Source organism: Pseudomonas sp. B14(2017) (assembly GCF_002113255.1).
In the GTDB taxonomy this organism is placed as follows: domain Bacteria; phylum Pseudomonadota; class Gammaproteobacteria; order Pseudomonadales; family Pseudomonadaceae; genus Aquipseudomonas; species Aquipseudomonas putida_Z.
Map to the genome: position 1 here is coordinate 141760 of NZ_NEJY01000013.1, position 21260 is coordinate 163019.

23 protein-coding genes are annotated in these 21260 nt (G+C 64.6%); 12 read left to right on the forward strand and 11 right to left on the reverse strand.

The window, feature by feature from the left end:
- Positions 1-10: 10 nt before the first annotated feature.
- On the forward strand, positions 11-496 hold the full coding sequence (locus tag CAG34_RS15435; protein WP_085591005.1) for a glycoside hydrolase family protein: 486 nt from the start codon (positions 11-13) through the stop codon (positions 494-496).
- A gap of 73 nt (positions 497-569) precedes the next feature.
- On the opposite strand, the gene CAG34_RS15440 is transcribed toward CAG34_RS15435, so the two are convergent.
- Together CAG34_RS15440 and CAG34_RS15445 are read right to left on the reverse strand one after the other, a co-directional pair.
- A complete protein-coding gene (locus CAG34_RS15440) occupies positions 570-752 on the reverse strand; it encodes a hypothetical protein (RefSeq protein WP_075044883.1) in 183 nt (60 codons plus the stop codon).
- Positions 753-845: 93 nt separating this feature from the next.
- Positions 846-1190 carry a hypothetical protein gene (locus tag CAG34_RS15445; RefSeq protein ID WP_025338687.1) on the reverse strand — a complete coding sequence of 115 codons (345 nt, stop codon included), beginning with the start codon at positions 1188-1190 and terminating at the stop codon, positions 846-848.
- Between the two features lie 162 nt (positions 1191-1352).
- Here CAG34_RS15445 and CAG34_RS15450 point away from each other — a divergent pair, with 162 nt between their 5' ends.
- The gene (locus tag CAG34_RS15450) at positions 1353-2174 is read left to right on the forward strand and encodes a shikimate 5-dehydrogenase (protein ID WP_085591007.1); all 822 of its coding nucleotides are present in this window, start codon (positions 1353-1355) and stop codon (positions 2172-2174) included.
- A gap of 127 nt (positions 2175-2301) precedes the next feature.
- Here CAG34_RS15450 and CAG34_RS15455 read toward each other — a convergent pair whose 3' ends face one another.
- From CAG34_RS15455 to CAG34_RS15465, 3 genes are all read right to left on the reverse strand, one after another.
- The gene (locus tag CAG34_RS15455) at positions 2302-2544 is read right to left on the reverse strand and encodes a hypothetical protein (protein WP_013973119.1); all 243 of its coding nucleotides are present in this window, start codon (positions 2542-2544) and stop codon (positions 2302-2304) included.
- Positions 2545-2641: 97 nt separating this feature from the next.
- Positions 2642-3169, reverse strand: a complete 528-nt coding sequence (gene gloA / locus CAG34_RS15460; RefSeq protein WP_085591009.1) for a lactoylglutathione lyase — start codon at positions 3167-3169, stop codon at positions 2642-2644.
- Between the two features lie 225 nt (positions 3170-3394).
- Positions 3395-3754: a histone-like nucleoid-structuring protein, MvaT/MvaU family gene (locus CAG34_RS15465; RefSeq protein WP_015270810.1), complete on the reverse strand. Its 360-nt coding sequence runs from the start codon at positions 3752-3754 to the stop codon at positions 3395-3397.
- A 361-nt stretch (positions 3755-4115) separates the two neighbouring features.
- On the opposite strand from CAG34_RS15465, the gene CAG34_RS15470 reads away from it, so the two are divergent.
- Both CAG34_RS15470 and cobF read left to right on the forward strand, forming a co-directional pair.
- On the forward strand, positions 4116-5405 hold the full coding sequence (locus tag CAG34_RS15470) for an OprD family porin (RefSeq protein ID WP_085591012.1): 1290 nt from the start codon (positions 4116-4118) through the stop codon (positions 5403-5405).
- 67 nt (positions 5406-5472) lie between these two features.
- Positions 5473-6222 (forward strand): precorrin-6A synthase (deacetylating), encoded by a 750-nt coding sequence (gene cobF, locus CAG34_RS15475; RefSeq protein WP_085591014.1) that lies wholly within the window; start codon positions 5473-5475, stop codon positions 6220-6222.
- Between the two features lie 120 nt (positions 6223-6342).
- Here the strand turns inward: cobF and CAG34_RS15480 are convergent, their stop codons facing one another.
- Complete coding sequence (locus tag CAG34_RS15480; RefSeq protein WP_085591016.1) at positions 6343-6693, reverse strand: response regulator; 351 nt, start codon at positions 6691-6693, stop codon at positions 6343-6345.
- Positions 6694-6942: 249 nt separating this feature from the next.
- Between CAG34_RS15480 and CAG34_RS15490 the strand changes: the two genes are divergently transcribed.
- The 5 genes from CAG34_RS15490 to CAG34_RS15510 are packed head-to-tail and all read left to right on the forward strand — an operon-like array spanning position 6943 to position 13442.
- Positions 6943-10410: a response regulator gene (locus CAG34_RS15490; protein WP_085591019.1), complete on the forward strand. Its 3468-nt coding sequence runs from the start codon at positions 6943-6945 to the stop codon at positions 10408-10410.
- Positions 10407-11228, forward strand: coding sequence for a protein-glutamate O-methyltransferase CheR (locus CAG34_RS15495; RefSeq protein ID WP_085591021.1), 822 nt, complete (start codon positions 10407-10409; stop codon positions 11226-11228). Before CAG34_RS15490 ends, CAG34_RS15495 begins: the two co-directional genes overlap by 4 nt.
- Positions 11225-11800, forward strand: coding sequence for a chemotaxis protein CheB (locus tag CAG34_RS15500; RefSeq protein WP_085591023.1), 576 nt, complete (start codon positions 11225-11227; stop codon positions 11798-11800). The genes CAG34_RS15495 and CAG34_RS15500 overlap by 4 nt, the downstream gene beginning before the upstream one ends.
- Positions 11794-13020, forward strand: a complete 1227-nt coding sequence (locus CAG34_RS15505; RefSeq protein WP_025338695.1) for a hybrid sensor histidine kinase/response regulator — start codon at positions 11794-11796, stop codon at positions 13018-13020. The genes CAG34_RS15500 and CAG34_RS15505 overlap by 7 nt, the downstream gene beginning before the upstream one ends.
- A 44-nt stretch (positions 13021-13064) precedes the next feature.
- On the forward strand, positions 13065-13442 hold the full coding sequence (locus tag CAG34_RS15510) for a response regulator (protein ID WP_085591025.1): 378 nt from the start codon (positions 13065-13067) through the stop codon (positions 13440-13442).
- Between the two features lie 109 nt (positions 13443-13551).
- Here CAG34_RS15510 and CAG34_RS15515 read toward each other — a convergent pair whose 3' ends face one another.
- The 3 genes from CAG34_RS15515 to CAG34_RS15525 are packed head-to-tail and all read right to left on the reverse strand — an operon-like array spanning position 13552 to position 16192.
- On the reverse strand, positions 13552-14133 hold the full coding sequence (locus CAG34_RS15515; RefSeq protein WP_085591027.1) for a TetR/AcrR family transcriptional regulator: 582 nt from the start codon (positions 14131-14133) through the stop codon (positions 13552-13554).
- Between the two features lie 12 nt (positions 14134-14145).
- Positions 14146-14994 (reverse strand): 3-hydroxybutyryl-CoA dehydrogenase, encoded by an 849-nt coding sequence (locus CAG34_RS15520; protein ID WP_025338697.1) that lies wholly within the window; start codon positions 14992-14994, stop codon positions 14146-14148.
- 13 nt (positions 14995-15007) lie between these two features.
- The gene (locus CAG34_RS15525) at positions 15008-16192 is read right to left on the reverse strand and encodes an acetyl-CoA C-acyltransferase family protein (protein WP_025338698.1); all 1185 of its coding nucleotides are present in this window, start codon (positions 16190-16192) and stop codon (positions 15008-15010) included.
- A 168-nt stretch (positions 16193-16360) separates the two neighbouring features.
- Here CAG34_RS15525 and CAG34_RS15530 point away from each other — a divergent pair, with 168 nt between their 5' ends.
- Positions 16361-17371, forward strand: a complete 1011-nt coding sequence (locus tag CAG34_RS15530) for an AraC family transcriptional regulator (protein WP_025338699.1) — start codon at positions 16361-16363, stop codon at positions 17369-17371.
- A 131-nt stretch (positions 17372-17502) separates the two neighbouring features.
- Here CAG34_RS15530 and CAG34_RS15535 read toward each other — a convergent pair whose 3' ends face one another.
- Complete coding sequence (locus CAG34_RS15535) at positions 17503-17940, reverse strand: carboxymuconolactone decarboxylase family protein (protein WP_025338700.1); 438 nt, start codon at positions 17938-17940, stop codon at positions 17503-17505.
- Positions 17941-18138: 198 nt separating this feature from the next.
- Between CAG34_RS15535 and CAG34_RS15540 the strand changes: the two genes are divergently transcribed.
- Both CAG34_RS15540 and CAG34_RS15545 read left to right on the forward strand, forming a co-directional pair.
- On the forward strand, positions 18139-18597 hold the full coding sequence (locus CAG34_RS15540) for a nucleoside deaminase (RefSeq protein ID WP_085591029.1): 459 nt from the start codon (positions 18139-18141) through the stop codon (positions 18595-18597).
- The gene (locus CAG34_RS15545) at positions 18594-19790 is read left to right on the forward strand and encodes a CynX/NimT family MFS transporter (RefSeq protein ID WP_085591031.1); all 1197 of its coding nucleotides are present in this window, start codon (positions 18594-18596) and stop codon (positions 19788-19790) included. Before CAG34_RS15540 ends, CAG34_RS15545 begins: the two co-directional genes overlap by 4 nt.
- Here CAG34_RS15545 and CAG34_RS15550 read toward each other — a convergent pair.
- Positions 19783-21216 carry a PLP-dependent aminotransferase family protein gene (locus CAG34_RS15550; protein ID WP_085591033.1) on the reverse strand — a complete coding sequence of 478 codons (1434 nt, stop codon included), beginning with the start codon at positions 21214-21216 and terminating at the stop codon, positions 19783-19785. The two genes, CAG34_RS15545 and CAG34_RS15550, sit on opposite strands and share 8 nt — an antisense overlap.
- Positions 21217-21260: the final 44 nt, after the last annotated feature.

The window sequence follows — 21260 nt, forward strand, 5'->3', positions numbered from 1 at the left end:
TGGAGACAACATGGCTCGATTGGATTCTGCCGCTGCCGGCGGCGCGAACGTGCTCGCATTCCTGGACATGCTGGCCTGGTCCGAGGGTACCTCGACCATCGCTGCCAGTGACGATGGCTACAACGTCCTGGTCGGCGGCCAACTGTTCAATGACTACAGCGGGCACCCGAGGCAGAAGGTGTGGTTGCCCAGCTACGGCATCCACAGCTCTGCGGCAGGGCGGTACCAGATTCTGGCCGGTACCTGGGATGCCATCGTGAGCACTTATGGCTTCAATGGCCGCTTTACCCCTGAGGCCCAGGACCTGGCGGCAATCAAGTTGCTGAGCGAGTGCGGCGCACTGGCACTGATCAAGGTCGGCCGCATTGCCCAGGCGATCGCCAAGGCCGCGCCGATCTGGGCCAGCCTGCCTGGCGCGGGCTACGGTCAGCGCGAGCACCAGTTGGCCGCGTTGTTGGCAATGTTCATAGCCTGCAGCGGGGAGGTTCAGGCGTAACGCCCAGGCAAAAAAAGACCCGCCAGGTAGGCGGGCCAGAAGGGCGTAGGGAGCAACGCACAACAAATACGGGTCAGGCGACCAGGGTGCCTGGTTGCAACTGTTCGACCAGGGCCTGGGCCGAGGCGAGGGTCGGCATCGGGCCGCTTACGGCTTCGCCGTTGCGTACCAGGTACCAGCATGCCAGCAGGCCCTGCTCACGCAGCGAAGCGGGGACGGCACTGCCGACGACGGACATGATCTGGATAGTGGCCATGTGGACCTCCTGTAAACATGGCCCTACCTTACGCAGCAGCCGGGGCGGTTTGAAATTAACTTCCTCGATAGTGGTCATTGGTTCTATCAACATTTACCACCGCGGCGGGCCGTAATACACCGGTGGCGGGCCATAGTAGGTGCGGTAGCCCGGGGGCGGTGGTGCTGGCACGTAGTACGGCTGGTAGTACACCGGCGGTGGCGGTGGTTGCACGTACACAGGTGGCGGCCCGTAGTAGACCGGTTGGCGCTCGACGTACACGGTACGGTCACGCCCGCCATAAACCGTCGCCCCGACCACGGCGCCAACCACGGCCGCACCCAGCAGCGGGCCGGGGCCATACCAACCGCCATGGCCATGGCCGCCGTGGGCGACAGCAGGTGCGCTGATGGCCAGGGCACCGACCAGCAGGGCGATTCCGGGAATGTGACGGTTCATGAAGAAACCCTCGCAAGGACACCCCAGGTGTGGGGTCCTATTACTATGACTCCACTTTTCGTCAGCTGAGCACGGGGGAACGGTAAAGGTTGTGTAAGCGACGACCAGCGGTTACGTCTGTTACGCTGAACAAACGTTTCAGTTATGACAAAGGAGCAGGTTATGTCGACAACTCCCAGCAGAGACACCGTGCTGTGCATCTCCCTGGCGGGCCGCCCCGGCACCTTCGGGGTACGGTTCCACAACCACCTGTACCAGCAGCTGGGCCTGGACTTCTACTACAAGGCCATGCGCACCGATGACCTGCCGGCGGCGGTGGCGGGCATCCGTGCCTTGGGTATCCGCGGTTGCGGGGTATCGATGCCGTACAAGGAGGCCTGCATGGCCCTGGTCGACGAGATCGACCCATCGGCGGCGGCCATCGAATCGGTCAATACCCTGGTCAATACCAATGGTCACCTGAAGGCCTACAACACCGATTACCTGGCCGTGCGCCAGTTGCTGGAGCAACACCAGGTCGACCCGGCCACGGCGTTTGCCCTGCGCGGCAGTGGCGGCATGGCCAAGGCGGTAGCCAGTGCCTTGCGCGATGCCGGGTTCGCCGAAGGTATCATCGTTGCGCGCAACGAGCAGGCCGGGCGGCAGCTGGCGGATGTGTGTGGTTATCGCTGGGTGGCGGAGCTGGGCGACCTGTGCCCACCCATGCTGGTGAACGTGACGCCGATCGGCATGGCGGGCGGGCCCGAGGGCGAGGAGCTGGCGTTTTCCGAGAACGCCATCGCGGCGGCGGCGCGGGTGTTCGATGTGGTGGCGATGCCGGAGAGCACTCCGTTGATCCGACGGGCGCGGGCGTTGGACAAGCCGGTGATCACCGGGCTGGAGGTGATTGCGCTGCAGGCGCTGGAGCAGTTCGTGCTGTACACCGGGGTGCGACCCACCCTGGCGCAGGTGGAGGCGGCGGTGGCGTACGCCCGGGATATCTGAATACTCCTGTGCCGGCCCTTTCGCGGGTAAACCCGCTCCCACAGGGATAGCGCACGCATGTAGCAGCGGCGCTACCCCTGTGGGAGCGGGTTTACCCGCGAAGAGGCCGGCACAGGCATCGACAAGGTCAGAACACCTTGTGCCCTTCATCCAGCTGCTGGTCGACCAGCGCCCGGCCATGGGCCAGCGACACATGCTGTGCGTTCTCGAGGTCGGAGAAGAACTTCATCGGCATCGACATGCGCCTGCTGGTGTGTCCGTCGGGGTCGGTGATCAGGCACCCGGCGGCATAGGGCAGGGGGGAATCGGGGTGGGGCATCACGCTGGCGGTGATGGTGTGCTTGCGATATTCACAGTGAAGAGATTGCATCGTCCTTACCTCGCTGTGGCATGTGAAGCAGTTACCTTCATATACCACAGCAAGGGGCCGGGAGTTCCCGGCCCGACGAGCGAGCCGCGATGAACGCTCAGCCTTTGAGTTCGGTCGGCTGGATGACTTCGACCCAGTAACCATCCGGGTCCTTGACGAAGGCCAGGTGGTTCATGCGCCCGTCCTGCAGGCGCTTCTGGAACGGTACGTCCAGTGCCTCGAAGCGTGCGCAGGCGGCGCGTACGTCCGGTACCGAGATGCAGATGTGGCCAAAGCCGCGTGGGTCGGTGTTGCCGTTGTGGTAGGCAAACTCGGCATCGTTTTCGGTGCCGTGGTTGTGGGTCAGCTCCAGCACGCCCGGGATCGACTTCATCCACTGGTGGCGTTCGCTGTCATCGGCCGGGATCTGCGCCGGGTCTACCAGAGCCAGGAAGTACAGGCTGAAGGCGGCTTCGGGGAAGTCGCGCTTGTCCACCAGGCGGAAGCCCAGCACGCGGGTATAGAAGTCCAGGGACTTCTCGATGTCCTTGACCCGCAGCATGGTGTGGTTGAAGACGAACTGGGCGGTGGCGGCGTCCGGTTGGGCGGCGACACCAGGCAGGGTTTGCAGATCATGCAGGCTCATGGGAACTCCTGAGACGGGGCCGGGCGCAGGGCGCCGGCAAAACAGACAGGCCGGCCATGATACGGCAGTGTGCCGATTGCGCAAATGAAAGCGCCCTGCACGAGGCAGGGCGCTGGAATTAGAGGCCCGCATGTGCGGGCGCGTGATGGGGTCGCTAGTCCTTTAGCTGTCTCGATACTGAGCCAGCCCTTGTGAAAAAAGTGTGAAGCACGTGTGGACGTTTCATCAGCGTACCCAGCTTTCTACCGTGGCGGCTCCGTATTGTTCTTTCCAGGCCTTGAGCCCACGGTGGTTGCCGCCTTTGGTCTCGATCCGCTCGCCGGTGTGCGGGTTGGTGTAAACCTTCACCACGCGCGCGCGGCGCTGTTGCTTGGGCGCTGCACTGGAAACCCGGGCCACTGCCTTCGGGTCGAGGATGGCGATGATATCGCGCAGGCTCTTGTCGTAGCTTTTCATCAGGCCGACTAGTTTCTGCTCGAATTCGATTTCGCGTTTGAGGCCGGCATCCTTTTTCAACGCTTCCAGTTGCGCCATCTGTTCCTGGAGCGCTTTTTCGGCAGCACGAAACTCTGCAAGTCTGGACACTGTAATCACTCCTGTACGTCGGTCGTGGCAGGGCGTGACGAACATTGAAGAAGAATAAAAACGCCGGCCACGCGGGTGGGTTCCGCTGTTCGCTGATATCGAGTGTAGTCATTCATGGGTACTGGGTAAACTGCAAACTTTTTGTAAGTAAGCCGGGAACTTTCCTAGTTTTGCGCGCGGTATTGTCAGGTTTTTCCGCGGTTGCCTTGCGGTGCGCTTAGACCATGGTCCAATGGCTCGTGCCAGAGCCTTCGCGCGATAATTTCAGATGATGGCCGGCTATTGTTCGGCCCCTTCGCAGTACCGTGGCCAGCACGTGCCACAGGTTGTTTACTCGCCTTGATTCTGGATGTTTTCTCCCATGTTTGCCCCTTTCCCCATCGCCCCCGGGCGTCGTGTTGCCGGCTTGTTCCTGTTGTGTGCCGGCGTCAATGCCCAGGCTGCCGGTTTTCTTGAAGACAGCAGTGCTAAGGTCGAAGCACGCAATGTCTATTTCAACCGGGATTTTCGTGACGGCCACAGCAGTTCCAGCCAGGGTGCGTCCAAACGCGAAGAATGGGCACAAGGTTTCATCCTCAATGTGCAGTCGGGTTACACGCAGGGGCCGGTAGGTTTTGGCGTGGATGCGCTGGGCATGTTCGGCTTCAAACTTGACTCCAGCCCGGCAGACAGCAACAGCGGCCTGTTGCCGTCTTCCGGCCATGACCCACGGCACTCGGCGGACCAGTACGCGAAGATGGGCCTGGCGGCCAAGGTCAAGGTTTCCAATACCGTGCTCAAGTACGGTTCGATGATGCCGGATGTGCCGCTGCTCAAGTACAACGATGGCCGCCTGCTGCCGACCATGTTCCATGGCGCCATGCTCACCTCCGAAGAAGTGCGCGACCTGAAGTTCACCCTGGCCCGCCTGGACAAGTACACCGCACGGGATTCCACCGACCGCCAGGACATTCGCGTGCATTGCAAGAACAAGCGCTATGCCTGCGATATCGAGGCTGACCACTTTGACCTGGCCGGTGTCGATTACCGTTTCAACGAGCGCTTCAGCGCCCAGTACCAGGTGTCCAAGCTGGAGAACATCTACCGCCAGCACTTCCTCGGCCTGGTGGCCAGCCAGCCATTGGCGGTGGGCAGCCTGTCGGCAGACCTGCGCTTGATCAAGAGTGACGACATCGGCAATGCCCGCGCCGGCGAAATCGACCATCGCGCGTTCAGCGGCATGCTCGGCTACAGCCTGGGTGGCCACAAGCTCAGTGCCGGCTGGCAACGCATGTATGGCGACAGTGCCATGCCATACCTGGATGGCACCAACCCGTACCTGGTCAACTATGCCCAGGTCAACGACTTCGCCGCCGCCCAGGAACGTTCCTGGCAGGTGCGTTATGACTATGACTTCAAGGCCCTGGGCGTGCCCGGCCTGACTTTCTTCACCCGTTACATCAACGGTGACAATATCAAGGTGCCGGGCAGCACGGCCGAAGGCAAAGAATGGGAACGCGACACCGAGTTCAAGTACCAGGTGCAAAGTGGCACGTTCAAGGACGTCAGTGTGCGCCTGCGTAATTCCACTTACCGCAGCAACTATGAAAAGTGGGCGCGTGACATGGACGAGACACGGGTCATTGTCAGCTACAACTTCTCCATCTTCTGACGGGGCGCTTTGCCAAATACCGGCAGCCACCTGACAATGACTGCTGGTTCCCGCAAAGGGCAGGGCAATGAAAGACCTGTTGTTGATCGGCATCGGCCCGGGTGACCCGCGCCAGGTCACCTACGAGGCGGTCGATGCGCTTCGCCAGGCCAGCGTGTTCTTCGTGCTCGACAAGGGCGGCGACAAGGACGAACTGGTGCACCTGCGCAAGGCCATCCTGCAACGCTATCGGCCCGAGGGCGGCTACCGCCTGGTGCAGGTCGCCGACCCTGCACGCGATGGCCAGGCCGATGACTACCTGGGCGCGGTGCAGGACTGGCACCGGCAGCGTGCGGCGCTGTATGCCCAACTGATCGAACAGGAGTTAGGCATTGGGGAAACCGGCGCCTTTCTGCTGTGGGGCGAGCCGACGCTGTACGACAGCACCCTGCGCATCCTTGGCCTGGTCCGCGAGCGTGGTGTGGCGCTGCGCCTGCAGGTCATTCCGGGCATCAGCAGCGTGCAGGCGTTGGCGGCGCGCCATCAGGTGCCGCTCAATCGTATCGGTGAGCCGTTGACCGTATTGCCAGGGCGGCGCCTGGCCGGGCAGGGGCAGATCGACAATGTGCTGGTGATGCTCGACGGGCAGTGCGCGTTTGCCCGGCTCGATGACCCGGCGTTGATGATCTACTGGGGCGCGTACCTGGGGACCGCGGATGAGGTGCTGATTGCCGGGCCGTTGCAGGCGGTGAAGGCGCAGATAATGGAAGTGCGTGAGCGGGAGCGGGCGCGCAAGGGGTGGATCATGGATAGCTACCTGTTGCGCAGGGAGCTGTGAGGTGTACTGCCTGTTCCGGCCCCTTCGCGGGTGAACCCGCTCCCACAGGTACAGCGCCAGCTTTGGGGCCGCGCGTTCCCTGTGGGAGCGGGCAAGCCCGCGAAGCAGGCGACACCGATTTCAAGGGTTACCCAGAATGGCCTTCACCTTCTCCCGCAACTGGTCGATGCTGAACGGCTTGCCGATGAGGTGCATGCCCTCCGGTACGTCGACGCTTTCGGCATAGCCACTGGCGAACAGCACGGGCAACAGCGGCCGCAGTTCGCGCGCCTTGGCCGCCAACTCTTCGCCACGCATGTCCGGCAGCCCCACATCGGTCATCATCAGCGCCAGTGCCTGGTTCGGGTCCTCGAGAATGCGCAGCGCCGCGTTGGCATGCTCCGCTTCGATGACGGTGTAGCCCAACTCGTCGAGCACTTCGACCATCAGCATGCGTACGATGTCGTCGTCTTCGACTACCAGAAGGTGCATGGTTGCGATCCTGTGCAGAATGAATGTCTTTAATCTGTGCTCCGGATGGCAGCAGAAGTTCCCCGAGGATACCGGTCCGTGCAATCAGATGGAACGATTGGCGCACATCACCTTCAAATACTGGCTAAATGCCCTGCCAGACCCGCCAAAGCTGGTTAGACTCGCTTTACGGGACAGAGCAGTGGCAGACAACTACAACGATCGCTTTGCCACACTTTCAATGGACTTTACTTGCTCGGGCGTTTTCACATGATTCAAGCAGCCTCGATGGACCAGCGGAGCTTCCGCAAGCTGTTGAGCCGCAACGTCGGCCTACCCCTGGGGGTTGGCCTGCTGGGGGCCGTTGCCTTCGTCGCGGTGATCAACTACCTGCTTTCGGCCTTGCAGTGGGTCGAGCACACCGACCGGGTGATCGGCAATGCCAACGAAACGGTCAAACTGTCGATCGACATGGAAACCGGCATGCGTGGCTTCCTGATCACCGGCGACGAGCGTTTCCTCGACCCCTACGAGGTGGCCAAGCCGCGCATCTTCGGTAGCCTGCAGAGCCTGCGCGGCATGGTCGAGGACAACCCGCAACAGGTCGAACGCATCGACCGGCTGATCGCCCTGCAGCAGGCGTGGAACACCTTCGGCAGCGAGATGATCAACATGCGCCGCAGCCAGGGTGATTACCGCGCCTTGATCGGCAACGGCCGCGGCAAGCGCCTGACCGACGAGATCCGCAAGGAGTTCGACAACCTGATCGCCAGCGAACAACAGTTGCGTATGGCGCGCAACGAGCGAGTCAACAGTGTGACCGTCACGGTCATGTCGTCCTTCGTGCTGTTCATCGTCGGCCTCAGTGCCTTGCTGGCCTACCTCGGGCGGCGCGACCTATTGGCGCTGTCGGGTACCTATGACGAAAACTTCAAGGCCCAGCAGCGCGCGGCCGAGCGCCTGGAACACCAGGCCTGGCTGCGCAACGGGCAGACCCAACTGGCCGAACAGGTGCTTGGCCAGCTGACCTTGCCCATGCTCGGTGACAACATCCTGCGTTTCTTCGGCGGTTACCTGGGCAGCGTGGTCGGCGCGCTGTACGTGCGTGACGAGCATGGCCGCCTGGTGCGTGTGGCCAGTTATGGCCTGGATGCCGAGGAGCAGGCCCGCGAGCAGGTGCTGGGCGATCACGAAGGCCTGCTGGCCCAGGCCGTGCGCGAAGCGCGGCTGCTGCGCCTGGACGATTTGCCCGACGACTATTTCCACCTCAGTTCCGGCCTGGGGCGGGGCCTGCCGCGTAGTGCCATGCTGATGCCCTGCAGTGATGACGGGCAGATCAACGGTGTGCTGGAGCTGGGCTTCCTGCGGCCGCTGCAGGAGCGTGACGAAGAGATGCTGCAGCGGGTCCGTGGCAACCTCGGTATCTCCATCGAAAGCGCCCGCTACCGGCAGCGCCTGCAGGAAGTGCTGGCCGAGACCCAGCAACTGAACGAAGAGCTGCAAGTGCAGCAGGAAGAGCTGAAAACCGCCAACGAAGAGCTCGAAGAGCAATCCCGCGTGCTCAAGGAGTCCCAGGCCCACCTGGAAACCCAGCAGGCGGAACTGGAGCAGACCAACGAGCAATTGTCCGAGCGCACCGAGGCGCTGGACCGCAAGAACGACGAACTGCTCCAGGCCCAGGACGAGCTGCAGGCGCGCGCCGAGGAACTGCAGCGTTCGAGCAAGTACAAGTCCGAGTTCCTCGCCAACATGTCCCACGAGCTGCGCACGCCGCTGAACAGTTCGCTGATCCTGGCCAAGCTGCTGGCGGAGAACGGCGAGGGCAACCTCAGCGACGAGCAGGTCAAGTTCGCCGAATCCATCTATTCGGCCGGCAACGACCTGCTCAACCTGATCAACGACATTCTCGACATCGCCAAGGTGGAAGCCGGCAAGCTCGAAGTGCGCCCCGAAAGCACCCAGGTGGAACGCCTGGTCGAAGGCCTGCGTGGCATGTTCGAGCCGTTGGCCGGGCACAAGGGCCTGGCCTTCGAGGTGACCACCGAGGCGCAGGTGCCGGCTACGCTGTTCACCGACCGCCAGCGCCTGGAGCAGATCCTCAAGAACCTGCTGTCCAACGCCATCAAGTTCACCGAGCGCGGCCAGGTCAGCCTGAACATCGGTTACCAGCCTGGCACCGGCATCGTCTTTGCCGTGCGCGATACCGGCATCGGCATCGCCGCCGACCAGCAGCAGGCGATCTTCGGCGCCTTCCACCAGGTCGATGGCACCAGCAACCGCCGTTATGGCGGCACCGGCCTGGGCCTGTCCATTTCCCGCGACCTGGCGCACCTGCTGGGTGGGCAGATCAGCGTCGACAGCAGCCCCGGCCAGGGCAGCGTGTTCAGCCTGATCCTGCCGGAGCGCTATGAGCGCGTGGCGCAGGATATCGAGCCGCTCAGCCTGCGCCCGGCGGTCGACAGCCTGCCACCCGCGCCGCAGGCACCGGCGGTGGCGGCGCCGAAACGCCAGGCACCGGCATTCGCCGACGACCGCGAGCGCGCGCCGTTCGGCAACCGCTGCATCCTGGTGATCGAGGACGAACCGAACTTCGCCCGCATCCTCTTCGACCTGGCCCACGAGCTGGGTTACAGCTGCCTGGTGGCGCAGGGCGCCGACGAGGGCTTCGAGCTGGCCGCCCAGTACATCCCCGATGCCATCCTGCTGGACATGCGCCTGCCCGACCATTCCGGCCTGACCGTGCTGCAACGCCTGAAGGAGCAGGCGAGCACGCGGCACATCCCGGTGCATATCATTTCCGTGGAGGACCGGGTCGAGGCTGCCATGCACATGGGCGCCGTCGGCTACGCGGTCAAGCCCACCAGCCGCGAACAACTCAAGGAAGTGTTCGCCCGCCTGGAGGCCAAGCTGACCCAGAAGCTCAAGCACATCCTGCTGGTGGAAGACGACGACCTGCAGCGCGAAAGCATTGCCCGCCTGATCGGCGACGACGATGTCGAGATCACCGCCGTGGCCATGGCCCAGGATGCCCTGGCGTTGCTGCGCGAGAACATCTACGACTGCATGATCATCGACCTCAAGCTGCCCGACATGCTCGGCAACGAGCTGCTCAAGCGCATGACCGCCGAGGACATCCGTGCCTTCCCGCCGGTGATCGTGTATACCGGGCGCAACCTGACCCGCGAAGAAGAAGCCGACCTGCTCAAGTATTCGCGCTCGATCATCATCAAGGGCGCCCGCTCGCCGGAGCGCCTGCTCGACGAAGTGACGCTGTTCCTGCACAAGGTCGAGTCGCAGCTGTCCAACGAACGCCAGCGCATGCTCAAGACCGCGCGCAGCCGCGACAAGGTATTCGAAGGCCGCAAGGTGCTGCTGGTGGACGACGACGTGCGCAACATCTTCGCCCTGACCAGCGCGCTGGAACACAAGGGCGCGATCGTCGAAATCGGCCGCAACGGCCGCGAAGCCATCGAGCGCCTGGAGCAGCATGACGACATCGACCTGGTGCTGATGGACGTGATGATGCCGGAGATGGACGGCTTCGAGGCCACCCGGCTGATCCGCCAGCAACCGCGCTGGCGCAAGCTGCCGATCATTGCCGTGACCGCCAAGGCGATGAAGGATGACCAGCAGCGTTGCCTGCAGGCCGGCGCCAACGATTACCTGGCCAAACCGATCGACCTGGACCGCTTGTTCTCGCTGATCCGTGTGTGGCTGCCGCAACTGGAGCGAATTTGACTAGCGAACGTAACACCGATATCGAAATCCGCTTGCTGATCGAGGCCATCTACCTCAAGTACAGCTACGATTTCCGCAACTATTCCGGCGCGTCGATCAAGCGCCGGATCCTGCATGCGCTGCGCCAGTTCGACTGCCTCACGGTGTCGGCGCTGCAGGAGCGCGTGCTGCACGACCCTGGCATGTTCATGCAGTTGCTGCAGTACCTGACGATCCCGGTCAGCGAGATGTTCCGCGACCCGGGGCACTACCTGGCGCTGCGCAACGAAGTGGTGCCGCTGCTGCGCACCTGGCCGTCGATCAAGGTGTGGATTGCCGGCTGCAGCACGGGCGAGGAGGTGTATTCGATGGCCATCCTGCTGCGCGAGGAGGGCCTGCTGGAGCGCACCATCATCTACGCCACCGACATCAACCCGCATTCGCTGGACAAGGCCAAGCAGGGCATCTACTCGATGCAGAGCATGCGCGAGTACGCCGAAAACTATCGCATCGCCGGCGGCCGGCGGGACTTTGCCGAGTACTACACGGCAGCCTACGGCAACGCCATCATGGACAGCACCCTGCGTGACAACGTGACCTTCGCCGACCACAGCCTGGCCACCGACAGCGTGTTTTCCGAAACCCAGCTGGTGTCGTGCCGCAACGTGCTCATCTACTTCAACAAGGAACTGCAGGACCGCGCCCTGGGCCTGTTCCATGAGTCCTTGTGCCACCGCGGCTTCCTGGTGCTGGGCAGCAAGGAATCGGTGGATTTTTCCGCCTACGGCGAGCGCTTCGAGCCGCTGGTCAAGCCCGAACGGATCTACCGCAAGTCATGAAAGGCGTACGCGCGATGGTGGTCGGCGCCTCGGCGGGTGGCGTGACGGCGCTGTTCAGCGTGCTGGGCGCGTTGCCGGCCGGCTTCGCCATTCCGGTAATTTGCGTGCTGCACCTGCCCGATGACCGCCACAGCCAGCTGGCCGAGGTGCTGCAGCGCCGCCTGCGGCGACCAGTGTGCGAGGCCCGCGACAAGCAGCCGCTGCGCGCCGGGCAGATCTACGTGGCCGGGCCGGGTTACCACCTGTCGGTGGAGCGTGACCTGACCCTGTCGCTGAGCCAGGAACCGCCGGTGCATTTTTCCCGGCCGGCGATCGACTACCTGTTCATGTCGGCGGCCGATGCCTATGGTGCCGGCCTGCTGGGCATGCTGCTCACCGGGGCCAATGAAGATGGCGCCGAAGGCCTGGCCTATATCAAGCACAACGGGGGCCGGACCGTGGTCCAGGACCCTTGCGACGCACAGGTGGCGCTGATGCCGGAGGCCGCACTGGCCCTGCACCAGCCCGACCATATTCTTTCTCTGAGTGGCATCGAGCGATTGCTCGCCGCCCTGGAACCCAGCGCATGCTAAGCCACACCATCGCCAAACTGCTGATCGTCGACGACCTGCCAGAAAACCTGCTGGCCCTCGACGCCCTGATCCAGGGCCAAGACCGCGAGGTGCACCAGGCCCAGTCGGCCGAGGCAGCGTTGTCGCTGTTGCTCGAGCACGAGTTCGCCCTGGCCATCCTCGACGTGCAGATGCCGGGCATGAACGGTTTCGAGCTGGCCGAGCTGATGCGCGGCACGGAAAAGACCCGCAACATCCCCATCGTGTTCGTCACTGCCGCCGGGCGCGAGATGAACTACGCGTTCAAGGGTTATGAAAGCGGCGCGGTGGACTTTCTTTACAAGCCGCTCGACACCCTGGCGGTGAAGAGCAAGGTGTCGGTCTTCGTCGACCTGTACCGCCAGCGCAAGGTGCTCGACCGCCAGTTGCAGGCCCTGGAACGCAGCCGCCAGGAGCAGGAGCTGCTGCTGGCCCAGCTGCAAACGGCGCGGGGTGAACTGGAGCATGCCGTGCGCATGCGCGATGACTTCATGTCGATCGTGTCCCACGAGGTGCGCACCCCGCTCAATGGCCTGATCCTGGAAACCCAGCTGCGCAAGCTGCACCTGGCACGCGGCAACCTTGCCGCCTTCAGCGGCGACAAGCTGCAGGCCATGGTCGAGCGCGACGAGCGGCAGATCAACAGCCTGATCCGCCTGGTCGAAGACATGCTCGATGTATCGCGCATCCGCACCGGCAAACTGTCGCTGCGGCCCAAGGCGTTCGACCTGGGCCAGCTGGTGCGCGGCCTGGTGGAGAACTTTGCTGCCCAGGCCAGCGCACTGGATACCCATTTCGAGTTGCAACGCTGCGAGCCGCTGCGGGGCGAGTGGGACGAGTTTCGCATCGAGCAGGTGCTGGCCAACCTGTTGTCCAATGCCTTGCGTTATGGTGAGCGCAAACCGGTGCAGGTGCGGGTGTTCGAGCAGGACGGCCTGGCCTGCGTGCAGGTGCAGGACCATGGCATCGGCATCTGCGTGGCCAACCAGCAGCGCATCTTCCAGCAGTTCGAGCGGGTCGCCACCCAGCAGGCCAGTGGTGGGTTGGGCCTGGGGCTGTACATATCGGAGCAGATCGTCCAGGCCCACGGCGGGCGCATACTGGTGGAGAGTGAAGAGGGCAAAGGCGCCACCTTTACCTTGCAGTTGCCACTGGCAACTTACGAACAACAAAACGACCAGGCACGGGCAACCTCTGCCTGAGCCTGGGGTCTGATGGCCAGCTGTAAGTATTTCAAGGCGTTGACATGAGTGAAGATGCACAAGATGTAGTACTGGTGGTCGAGGACGAACCGGCGATTCGCATGATCCTGCGTGATTACCTGGCAGGCGAGGGCTACCACGTGCTGGTGGCCGAGGATGGCGAGCAGGCGTTCGCGATCCTGGCGAGCAAGCCGCACCTCGACCTGATGGTGACGGACTTCCGCTTGCCGGGCGGGATTTCCGGGGTGGACATTGCCGAGCCGGCGGTGAAATTGCGGCCGGACCTGAAGGTGATCTTCATCAGCGGTTACCCGGCAGAGATTCTCGAATCCGGCAGCCCGATCACCCGCAAGGCACCGATCCTGGCCAAGCCGTTCGACCTGGATACCTTGCACGAGCAGATCCAGTTCCTGTTGCGTTAAAGCTGATGGCCCTATCGCCGGCAAGCCAGCTCCCACAGGTACACCACAGGTCTTCAGGCTTGTGGTGTACCTGTGGGAGCTGGCTTGCCGGCGATAGGGCCGGAACAGGCTAGCGCAGTGTCCGCTCCAGCCCACCCACCAGCATGCTTTCCATCAACCCCAGCCCCTGTTCTTCGGGCAAGGCCTTCAACAGCCCCGGTAACTGGTTCAGCAGCGTCGCCACCACATGCGCCGTGGCCACCAGGGCCTGCCCCTGCAACTTCGCCTGCGGTGCGATCAACCTCAGCAACCCCGCCTCATAGCGCTTGCGCAGCAAGGCCAGGCGCGCCTGCTGGTCTTCGTTCAGGCAACAGAAGTCGCGCTCCGCCAGGCGAAACTGCATGGGCCGCTCGGCATGCAGCTGCCAGTGCGCGGCAATCAGGCAGCTCAACGCCGACGCCCCGCGCGCCATGGCCCGGCGCCCCTGGTCCAGGGTGGCCTGCAACTCCTCGTACAACTCCTCGATCAGGTCGAACAACAAGTCCTGCTTGCTGGGAAAGTGGTGGTACAGCGAGCCGGCGGTAAGCCCCACATGGGCCGCCAGCTCGCGCATGCTGACCTGGCCAAAGCCCTTTTCGGCAAACAGTGCCATGGCCCGGTCACGTCGCTCTTCAAAGTTGGCACAGCGCATCGCGGCATTGACCGGGGGCATGGCGTTCGCTCCTCAGTAGGTGAAGAAACCGCGGCCGCTCTTGCGCCCCAGCCAACCGGCCGCGACCATTTCCTTGAGCAACGGGGCAGGGCGGTACTTGCTGTCGTTGAAGCCTTCATGGAAGGCCTCCATGATCGCCAGCAGGGTGTCCAGGCCGATCAGGTCGGCCAGGGCCAGCGGGCCGATCGGCTGGTTGCAGCCCAGGCGCATGCCGGTGTCGATGTCCTCGGCACTGGCCAGGCCTTCCTGGCGCACGAAGATCGCTTCGTTGATCATCGGCACCAGAATGCGGTTGACCACGAAGCCCGGGCGGTTGCCGGCGGTGATCGGGGTCTTGCCGACCTTTTCGGTCACCACCAGCGCCTGGGCGTAGGTGCTGTCGCTGGTCTGCAGGCCGCGAATGATCTCGACCAGCGCCATCATCGGCACCGGGTTGAAGAAGTGCACGCCAATGAAGCGCTCGGGGTGCTCGATGCTGGCCGCCAGCTGGGTGACCGACAGCGACGAGGTGTTGGTGGCGATCAGGCAGTCGGCGGCGACGTTGGCCGCCACCTGCTGCAGGATGCGCTGCTTGAGCTGCAGGTTCTCGGTGGCGGCCTCGATCACCAGCTGCGCGCCACTCAACTGGGTGTAGTCGGTGCTGGTGCGAATGCGCGTGCGGGCGGCTGCCGCCTTGTCGGCGTCGAGGGTGCCTTTGCCGACCTGGCGCTCGAGGTTCTTGCTCAAGGTGGCCACGCCGCGCTCCAGCGCAGCGTCGGAAACATCCACCAGCAGCACCTGGTAGCCGGCCACCGCACACACCTGGGCAATGCCGTTGCCCATGGTGCCAGCGCCGATCACAGCAATCTGTTCAATGCTCATGTGTCAGGCTCCCTCAGACGCGCTCGAAGACCACGGCGATGCCTTGGCCGCCGCCGATGCACATGGTGGCCAGGGCGTAGCGGCCCTGGATGCGCTGCAGCTCATGGATGGCCTTGGTGGCGATGATTGCGCCGGTGGCGCCCACCGGGTGACCCAGGGAAATGCCCGAACCGTTGGGGTTGACCTTTTCCGGGTCGAAGCCCAGTTCGCGAGCCACGGCGCAGGCCTGGGCGGCGAACGCTTCGTTGGACTCGATCACATCCAGGTCCTGCACCTTCAGGCCGGTCTTCTCCAGCACCTTGCGGGTGGCCGGGATCGGGCCCAGGCCCATCAGTTCAGGCTCGACACCGGCATGGGCGTAGCCCACCAGGCGTGCCAGCGGCTTCAGGCCCAGGCGGCGCACCGCATCACCACTGGCCAGTACCAGGCCGCCAGCGCCGTCGTTGATGCCACTGGCGTTGCCGGCGGTAACGGTGCCGTCTTTCTTGAACACGGTCTTCATCCCCGCTAGTTGCTCGGCGGTCACTTCGCCACGCACATGCTCGTCGGTGCTGAACTGCACGCTGCCCTTGCGGGTTTTCAGTTCCAGCGGGACGATCTGGCTGGCGAAGCGGCCTTCGGCAATGGCGCGGGCGGCGCGGCGCTGGCTGGTCAGGGCCAGTTCGTCCTGCATTTCGCGGGTAATGCCGTGCTTGGCCGCAACGTTCTCGGCAGTGATGCCCATATGGAAGTGTTCGAACGGGTCCTGCAGCACGCCGACGGTGTAGTCGATGCCTTGCAGGTCACCCATGCGAGCGCCCCAGCGTGCCTGCGGCAGCAGGTACGGGCCACGGCTCATGGATTCTGCACCGGCTGCCACGGCCACGTCGGTGTCGCCGAGCAGCAGGCATTGGGCTGCCGAGACGATGGCCTGCAGGCCCGAGCCGCACAGGCGGTTGACGTTGAATGCCGGGGTTTCCTTGGGGATGCCGGCGTTCATTGCCGCTACGCGGGCCAGGTAGGCGTCACGCGGTTCGGTGGGGATCACCGTGCCCATCACCAGGTGGCCGACTTGCTCGGCGGCCACGCCCGAGCGCTCGATGGCGGCGCGGGTGATGGCGCTGGCCAGGTCGGCCAGCGGCAGGTCCTTGAGGGAACCGCCAAAGCCACCAATGGCTGAACGGACGGCACTGACGACGTAGATTTCTGCGCTGCTCATAGGGGCTCCGATTGCGAAGGCATGGCGGGACCGGGCCAGGCTCTGCGAGAATGGCCGACGATCCCGGAGTGGGACCGAGTCTAGGCAAAGGCTCTGTTGCAGCCTATGCCGGAACTGTTCAGACAACCTGGCACTTTTTGCCACTCAGCATAGACAGCGAAAACCGCCATGCGCGATAGCGATTCGGTCGCCGTGTACTTCCTCAATGCCATGCTCCACGCCCTGCGCGACTGCCCCGCCGAACGCGATGCGCAGCTGCGTGCGGTGGGCATCGACCCGCAACTGCTCGAGCAGCCCCAGGCCCGTGTACCGGCCAAGGCCTTCGCCCAGTTGTGGCTGGCGCTGATCCAGCGCCTGGACGACGAGTTCTTCCGCCTCGACAGCCACGGCATGCCGCCGGGCAGTTTCGCCCTGATCTGCCGGGGCCTGATCCTGGAGCCGAACCTGGAAAAGGCCTTGCGCCAGTGCATGGGCGGTTTTGGCCTGTTCCTGCGCGATTTGCGCGGCAGCCTGACGCTGCGTGGCGGGCGGGCGCTGATCAGCGTGCAGTCGAGCATCGCCGACCCGCTGACCCGGGTGTATGCCGAGGAAACCTACCTGGTGCTGATGATCGGCATGCTGTGCTGGCTGGCCGGGCGGCGGATCGCCATCGACCGCACCGAGCTGGCGGTGTCGCGCCCGGCCCAGGAGGACGACCTGCTGCTGTGGGGGCCGGACCTGCGCCTGGGCAGCGGGCGCACCGAGGTGGAGTTCGACAGCGCCTACCTGCGCCTGCCGGTGGTGCAGGACGTGGCGGCCCTGAAAACCTTCCTGCGCAGCGCGCCGCAGGGGCTGGTGATTCGCTTTCGCAACCAGAACGGGCTGGTGGCCGAGGTGTACCGGCACCTGCGGGCGCGGCGCTATGGGCAGTGGCCGACGCTGGCGGCGCTGGCGCAGCAGCAGGGGGTCAGTGCCAGTACTTTCCGTCGGCAGCTGGAGCGGGAAGGGCGTTCGTACCAGCAGATCAAGGATGAGGTGCGCCGGGCAATGGCCTTCGAGCGGTTGCGCGAAGGGGAACTGAGTATTGCCGAGATTGCCGAGCAGACCGGGTTCCAGGAGCCCAGTGCGTTTCACCGGGCGTTCAAGAAATGGACCGGGCAGAGCCCCGGCAGCTACCGGGCGCGGTTGGCCGGGCGTTGAGATGTTGCCTGTGCGGGCCTCTTCGCGGGTAAACCCGCTCCCACAGGGGACTCACAGAATCTGAAAAATGTGCTGTACCTGTGGGAGCGGGTTTACCCGCGAAGAGGCCGGTACAGGCTACCGATCAATGATCAGGCCGGCACCATGGCAAACCCGACCCCGAAGCGGTTCCAGGCATTGATGGTGGCGATTGCCAGGGTCAGGTTGGCCACCTCGGCCGGCTCGAAGTGTTCCTGCAAGGCTTCATATTCGCCCTGCGGCGCGCCGTGTTCGGGCAGCCGGGTCAGGCTCTCCACCCAGGCCAGCGCAGCACGCTCGCGCGGGGTGAAGTAGGCGGTTTCCTGCCAGACGCACAAGGTCTGCAGGCGTGCCTCGGTCTCACCGGCCTTGCGCGCATCGTTGGCGTGCAGGTTGACGCAGTAGGCGCAGCCGTTGATCTGCGAGGCCCGCAGGCGCACCAGTTCCAGCAGGGAATTCTCCAGGCCGCTCTTGGCCAGGGCCTGCTCCAGGCCGACCATGGCTTTGTAGGCCTCGGGGGCGTGCTTGGCCCATTCGATACGGTTGTGCATGGCTGTCTCCAAAGGGTGTGGGGTGGGGATGGCGCTACTGTAGCGCCGCACGTTGGCCTCCCCGATAGCCAATCGCGCGCATCAGCGGGAGGCCAATCGGCCATTCGGGAGGCCACTGACAGGCATCCAATCTCTTCATTTCTGCCAGGCCGCCCAAGCCCGGATAATGACCAGGTCTTGCAACAGGAGAACCGATTCATGTCCGAAGAACGCTACATGCGCGAAGCGCTCGACCTGGCCCGCGCCAACATCAAGGCCGGTGGCCGGCCCTTCGGCGCCGTGCTGGTGTACCAGGGGCAGGTGCTGGCACGTGCGGTCAACGAGATCCACAGCACCCAGGACCCGACCGCCCACGCCGAGATGCAGGCCATCCGCAAGGCCAGCCACGCCCTGGGCCAGGCGCGCCTGGATGGCGCCGAAATCTACGCCAGTGGCCACCCGTGCCCGATGTGCCTGGCGGCCATGCACCTGTGCGGCATCGAGCAGGCCTGGTTTGCCTACGACAACGCCGAGGGCGAACCCTATGGCTTGTCCACCGCGGCGGTGTACGCGCAGATGGCTCGCCCGCCCCAGCAGCAGAGCCTGCCGCTGCGCGCACTGAAGCCCAGCGGCGAAGCCGGTCTGTACCTTGAATGGAAACAGGCCAACGCACAATGAGAGCGGCATTGAACCTGTTGCTGGTCATGCTGCTGGCACTGAACCTGCGGCCGATCCTGACCAGTATCGGCCCGTTGCTGGAACCCATGCGCGCCAGTACCGGCCTGGGTTACCAGCAGGCGGCCTTGCTGACGGCGTTGCCGGTGCTGTGCATGGGCCTGGTGCCCCTGCTGCAGCCCTGGTTGCGGCGCTGGATCAGTGAACATGGCGGCATGCTCGCTGGCCTGTCTGCCATCGCCCTGGCCTGCCTGTGGCGCCTGCAACTGGACAGCGCCTGGGCGCTGATTGCCAGTGCGGTGGTCGCCGGCCTGGGGGTGGCGGTAGTGCAGGGCATGATGCCGGGGCTGGTCAACCGCTGGTTCCCCGGCCGCCTGGCGGGGGCGATGGGCCTGTATTCGGCAGCGCTGATGAGCGGCGGCGGCCTGGCTGCCGTGCTCGGGCCGCACATCAGTGGCTACTTCGGCCACTGGCAGGTGGGCCTGGGCGTGTGGGCGATCCCGGCTGTGCTGGCGGTGCTGGCCTGGGCCGTGCTGCGGCCACGCCAGCAGGCGCCGAAGCTGGCCGGTTCCACCGGCGGTCACTGGTTCGGTACGCGCCGGGCCTGGTTGCTGGCGCTGTACTTCGGCTTGATCAACGGCGGCTACACCAGCATGGTGGCCTGGTTGCCGGCCTATCACATCGAGCATGGCGGCAGCGCCCAAGGCGGTGCCGACCTGGTGGGCCTGATGACCATCTTCCAGGTGGCCGGCGCACTGGGCCTGCCGCTGTTGCTGCGGCGCTGGGCAGACCGGCGCCCGGGCCTGTGGCTGGCCTTGGCGATCCAGCTGGTGGGTTTCCTCGGCCTACTCCTGGCACCCACGCTGGCCTCGGGGCTGTGGGTGGCGATGATCGGTTTCGGCCTTGGCGCCTGCTTCAGCCAGAGCCTGACGCTGACCCTGGAGCACCTGAAGACGCCTGCCGAGGCTGGCAGCCTGGCGGCGTTCGTGCAGGGCATCGGCTTCATCATTACCGGCATCGTGCCGTACGTCACCGGCTGGTTGCGCGACATCAGCGGTGATTTCCAGGCCTCGTGGACGCTGCTGACCGTGACCGTGGTGGCAATGCTGCTGGTTACCGCCTGCTTCAACCCACGCGGTTATGCCGCGGCCATTGCCCGCCCGGTAGTGGCGGGCAAGGCCGCACCGGTCAACTGAGGCGCTGCAAGGTGTCGCGCACCCGGTCCAGCGCTGGGTCGATGTCCAGCAGCTCGATGGCGCCGAAGCCCAGCAACAGCCCCGGGCGCACTGGCGCTTCGCTGAAGAAAGGCGCCAGCGAGTACAGGCCGACCTCCACCTTGCGTGCGAGGTTGGCCAGCAGCTCGACATCGACCCCAGGTTTGGCCAGGGCGCTGAGGTGGAACCCGGCGCTGGCGGGGATGGCGCTGAACCACGGTGACAGGTCGCCGCCCAGCCGTGCGAGGATGCGTTCGCGGCGGGCGCTGTAGACCTCGTGGCAACGGCGGATGTGCTTGTTCAGGTGACCTTCGCCGAGAAACCGCGCCAGTGCCCACTGCAACAGGGTCGGGCTGTGCCAGTCGCTGAGGTGCTTGGCCACGCAGGCGGCCTTCAACACGGCGGGCGGCAGTACGGCGTAGCCCAGGCGCAACTCGGGCAGCAAGGTCTTGGAAAAGGTCCCCACATAGGCCACCAGGCCATGGCGGTCGAGTCGCTGCAACGCTTCCGCGGCTGGGCCGTGGTAGCGGAACTCGCAGTCGTAGTCGTCTTCGATGATCAACGCACCCAGCTCGGCGGCCCGTGCCAGCAGGGCGTGCCGGCGTGCCTCGCTCATCGGCATGCCCAGCGGGAACTGGTGCGAGGGCGTCACGTAGATCAGCCGAGTGCCGTCGGCGATCTGTTCCACGCACAGGCCTTCATCGTCCACCGGTACCGATTGCAGGCGCGCGCCCAGGGCCAGGAACAGTTGCCGCGCTGGCGGGTAGCCCGGGTCTTCCATGGCCACCTGGCAACCCGGCTCGACCAATACCCGGGCGATCAGGTCCAGAGCCTGCTGGGCGCCGTTGCACACCAGCAGGTCGGCGGCGCTGCAGTGCACGCCGCGGGCGTAGGCGACGTGATGGGCAATGGCCTCGCGCAGCTCTGGCAGGCCCTGGGCCGGGAACTGCCGCTCGGGATGGCGCTGGCTGCGGCGCAGGGCATAGTTCAGGCAACTGCGCCACTGGTCGAACGGGAACTGCGCCTTGCTCGAGGCCCCGCCGATGAAGTCGTAACGCGAGGGAGCGTCCAGCTGACGTTGGCTCAGCACGGTGGCGCGCTGCTGCCAGCGCTCGAGGGACGCGGCAGCGGCCAGGGGAATCGCGGTCGATTCGCTGCTGCGCAGCGGCTGGCGCGGGGTGATGAAGGTGCCCCGGCCGACCACGCCGTTCAGCAGGTTGTCGTAGGTCAGCCGGGAATAGGCCTCGGCCACGGTCTTGCGCGACACGCCTAGTTGCTCTGCCAGCAGGCGGCTTGGCGGCAGTTGGGTGCCGGCGGCCAGGTGGCCGCTATCGATGCCGGCGCGCAGTTGCTGGTAAAGCTGGTCGGCCAGGCCTTTGCGCCCTTCCAGGCGAATGTGCAGTTCCATGGAGCGGTCCGGAGCGGGGAAGTGCTCAGGATAGCGGATTGGTC

What these genes read in the sequence shown, in the direction of transcription:
- CAG34_RS15530 (WP_025338699.1), top strand. Translation starts at nt 16,361, where the DNA reads ATGCGCGATAGCGATTCGGTCGCCGTGTACTTCCTCAATGCCATGCTC.
- CAG34_RS15440 (WP_075044883.1), bottom strand. Translation starts at nt 752, where the DNA reads ATGGCCACTATCCAGATCATGTCCGTCGTCGGCAGTGCCGTCCCCGCT.
- CAG34_RS15480 (WP_085591016.1), bottom strand. Translation starts at nt 6,693, where the DNA reads ATGCACCTTCTGGTAGTCGAAGACGACGACATCGTACGCATGCTGATG.
- CAG34_RS15525 (WP_025338698.1), bottom strand. Translation starts at nt 16,192, where the DNA reads ATGAGCAGCGCAGAAATCTACGTCGTCAGTGCCGTCCGTTCAGCCATT.
- CAG34_RS15445 (WP_025338687.1), bottom strand. Translation starts at nt 1,190, where the DNA reads ATGAACCGTCACATTCCCGGAATCGCCCTGCTGGTCGGTGCCCTGGCC.
- gloA (WP_085591009.1), bottom strand. Translation starts at nt 3,169, where the DNA reads ATGAGCCTGCATGATCTGCAAACCCTGCCTGGTGTCGCCGCCCAACCG.
- cobF (WP_085591014.1), top strand. Translation starts at nt 5,473, where the DNA reads ATGAAAGACCTGTTGTTGATCGGCATCGGCCCGGGTGACCCGCGCCAG.
- CAG34_RS15540 (WP_085591029.1), top strand. Translation starts at nt 18,139, where the DNA reads ATGTCCGAAGAACGCTACATGCGCGAAGCGCTCGACCTGGCCCGCGCC.
- CAG34_RS15455 (WP_013973119.1), bottom strand. Translation starts at nt 2,544, where the DNA reads ATGCAATCTCTTCACTGTGAATATCGCAAGCACACCATCACCGCCAGC.
- CAG34_RS15550 (WP_085591033.1), bottom strand. Translation starts at nt 21,216, where the DNA reads ATGGAACTGCACATTCGCCTGGAAGGGCGCAAAGGCCTGGCCGACCAG.
- CAG34_RS15535 (WP_025338700.1), bottom strand. Translation starts at nt 17,940, where the DNA reads ATGCACAACCGTATCGAATGGGCCAAGCACGCCCCCGAGGCCTACAAA.
- CAG34_RS15470 (WP_085591012.1), top strand. Translation starts at nt 4,116, where the DNA reads ATGTTTGCCCCTTTCCCCATCGCCCCCGGGCGTCGTGTTGCCGGCTTG.
- CAG34_RS15515 (WP_085591027.1), bottom strand. Translation starts at nt 14,133, where the DNA reads ATGCCCCCGGTCAATGCCGCGATGCGCTGTGCCAACTTTGAAGAGCGA.
- CAG34_RS15500 (WP_085591023.1), top strand. Translation starts at nt 11,225, where the DNA reads ATGAAAGGCGTACGCGCGATGGTGGTCGGCGCCTCGGCGGGTGGCGTG.
- CAG34_RS15505 (WP_025338695.1), top strand. Translation starts at nt 11,794, where the DNA reads ATGCTAAGCCACACCATCGCCAAACTGCTGATCGTCGACGACCTGCCA.
- CAG34_RS15545 (WP_085591031.1), top strand. Translation starts at nt 18,594, where the DNA reads ATGAGAGCGGCATTGAACCTGTTGCTGGTCATGCTGCTGGCACTGAAC.
- CAG34_RS15450 (WP_085591007.1), top strand. Translation starts at nt 1,353, where the DNA reads ATGTCGACAACTCCCAGCAGAGACACCGTGCTGTGCATCTCCCTGGCG.
- CAG34_RS15520 (WP_025338697.1), bottom strand. Translation starts at nt 14,994, where the DNA reads ATGAGCATTGAACAGATTGCTGTGATCGGCGCTGGCACCATGGGCAAC.
- CAG34_RS15435 (WP_085591005.1), top strand. Translation starts at nt 11, where the DNA reads ATGGCTCGATTGGATTCTGCCGCTGCCGGCGGCGCGAACGTGCTCGCA.
- CAG34_RS15490 (WP_085591019.1), top strand. Translation starts at nt 6,943, where the DNA reads ATGATTCAAGCAGCCTCGATGGACCAGCGGAGCTTCCGCAAGCTGTTG.
- CAG34_RS15510 (WP_085591025.1), top strand. Translation starts at nt 13,065, where the DNA reads ATGAGTGAAGATGCACAAGATGTAGTACTGGTGGTCGAGGACGAACCG.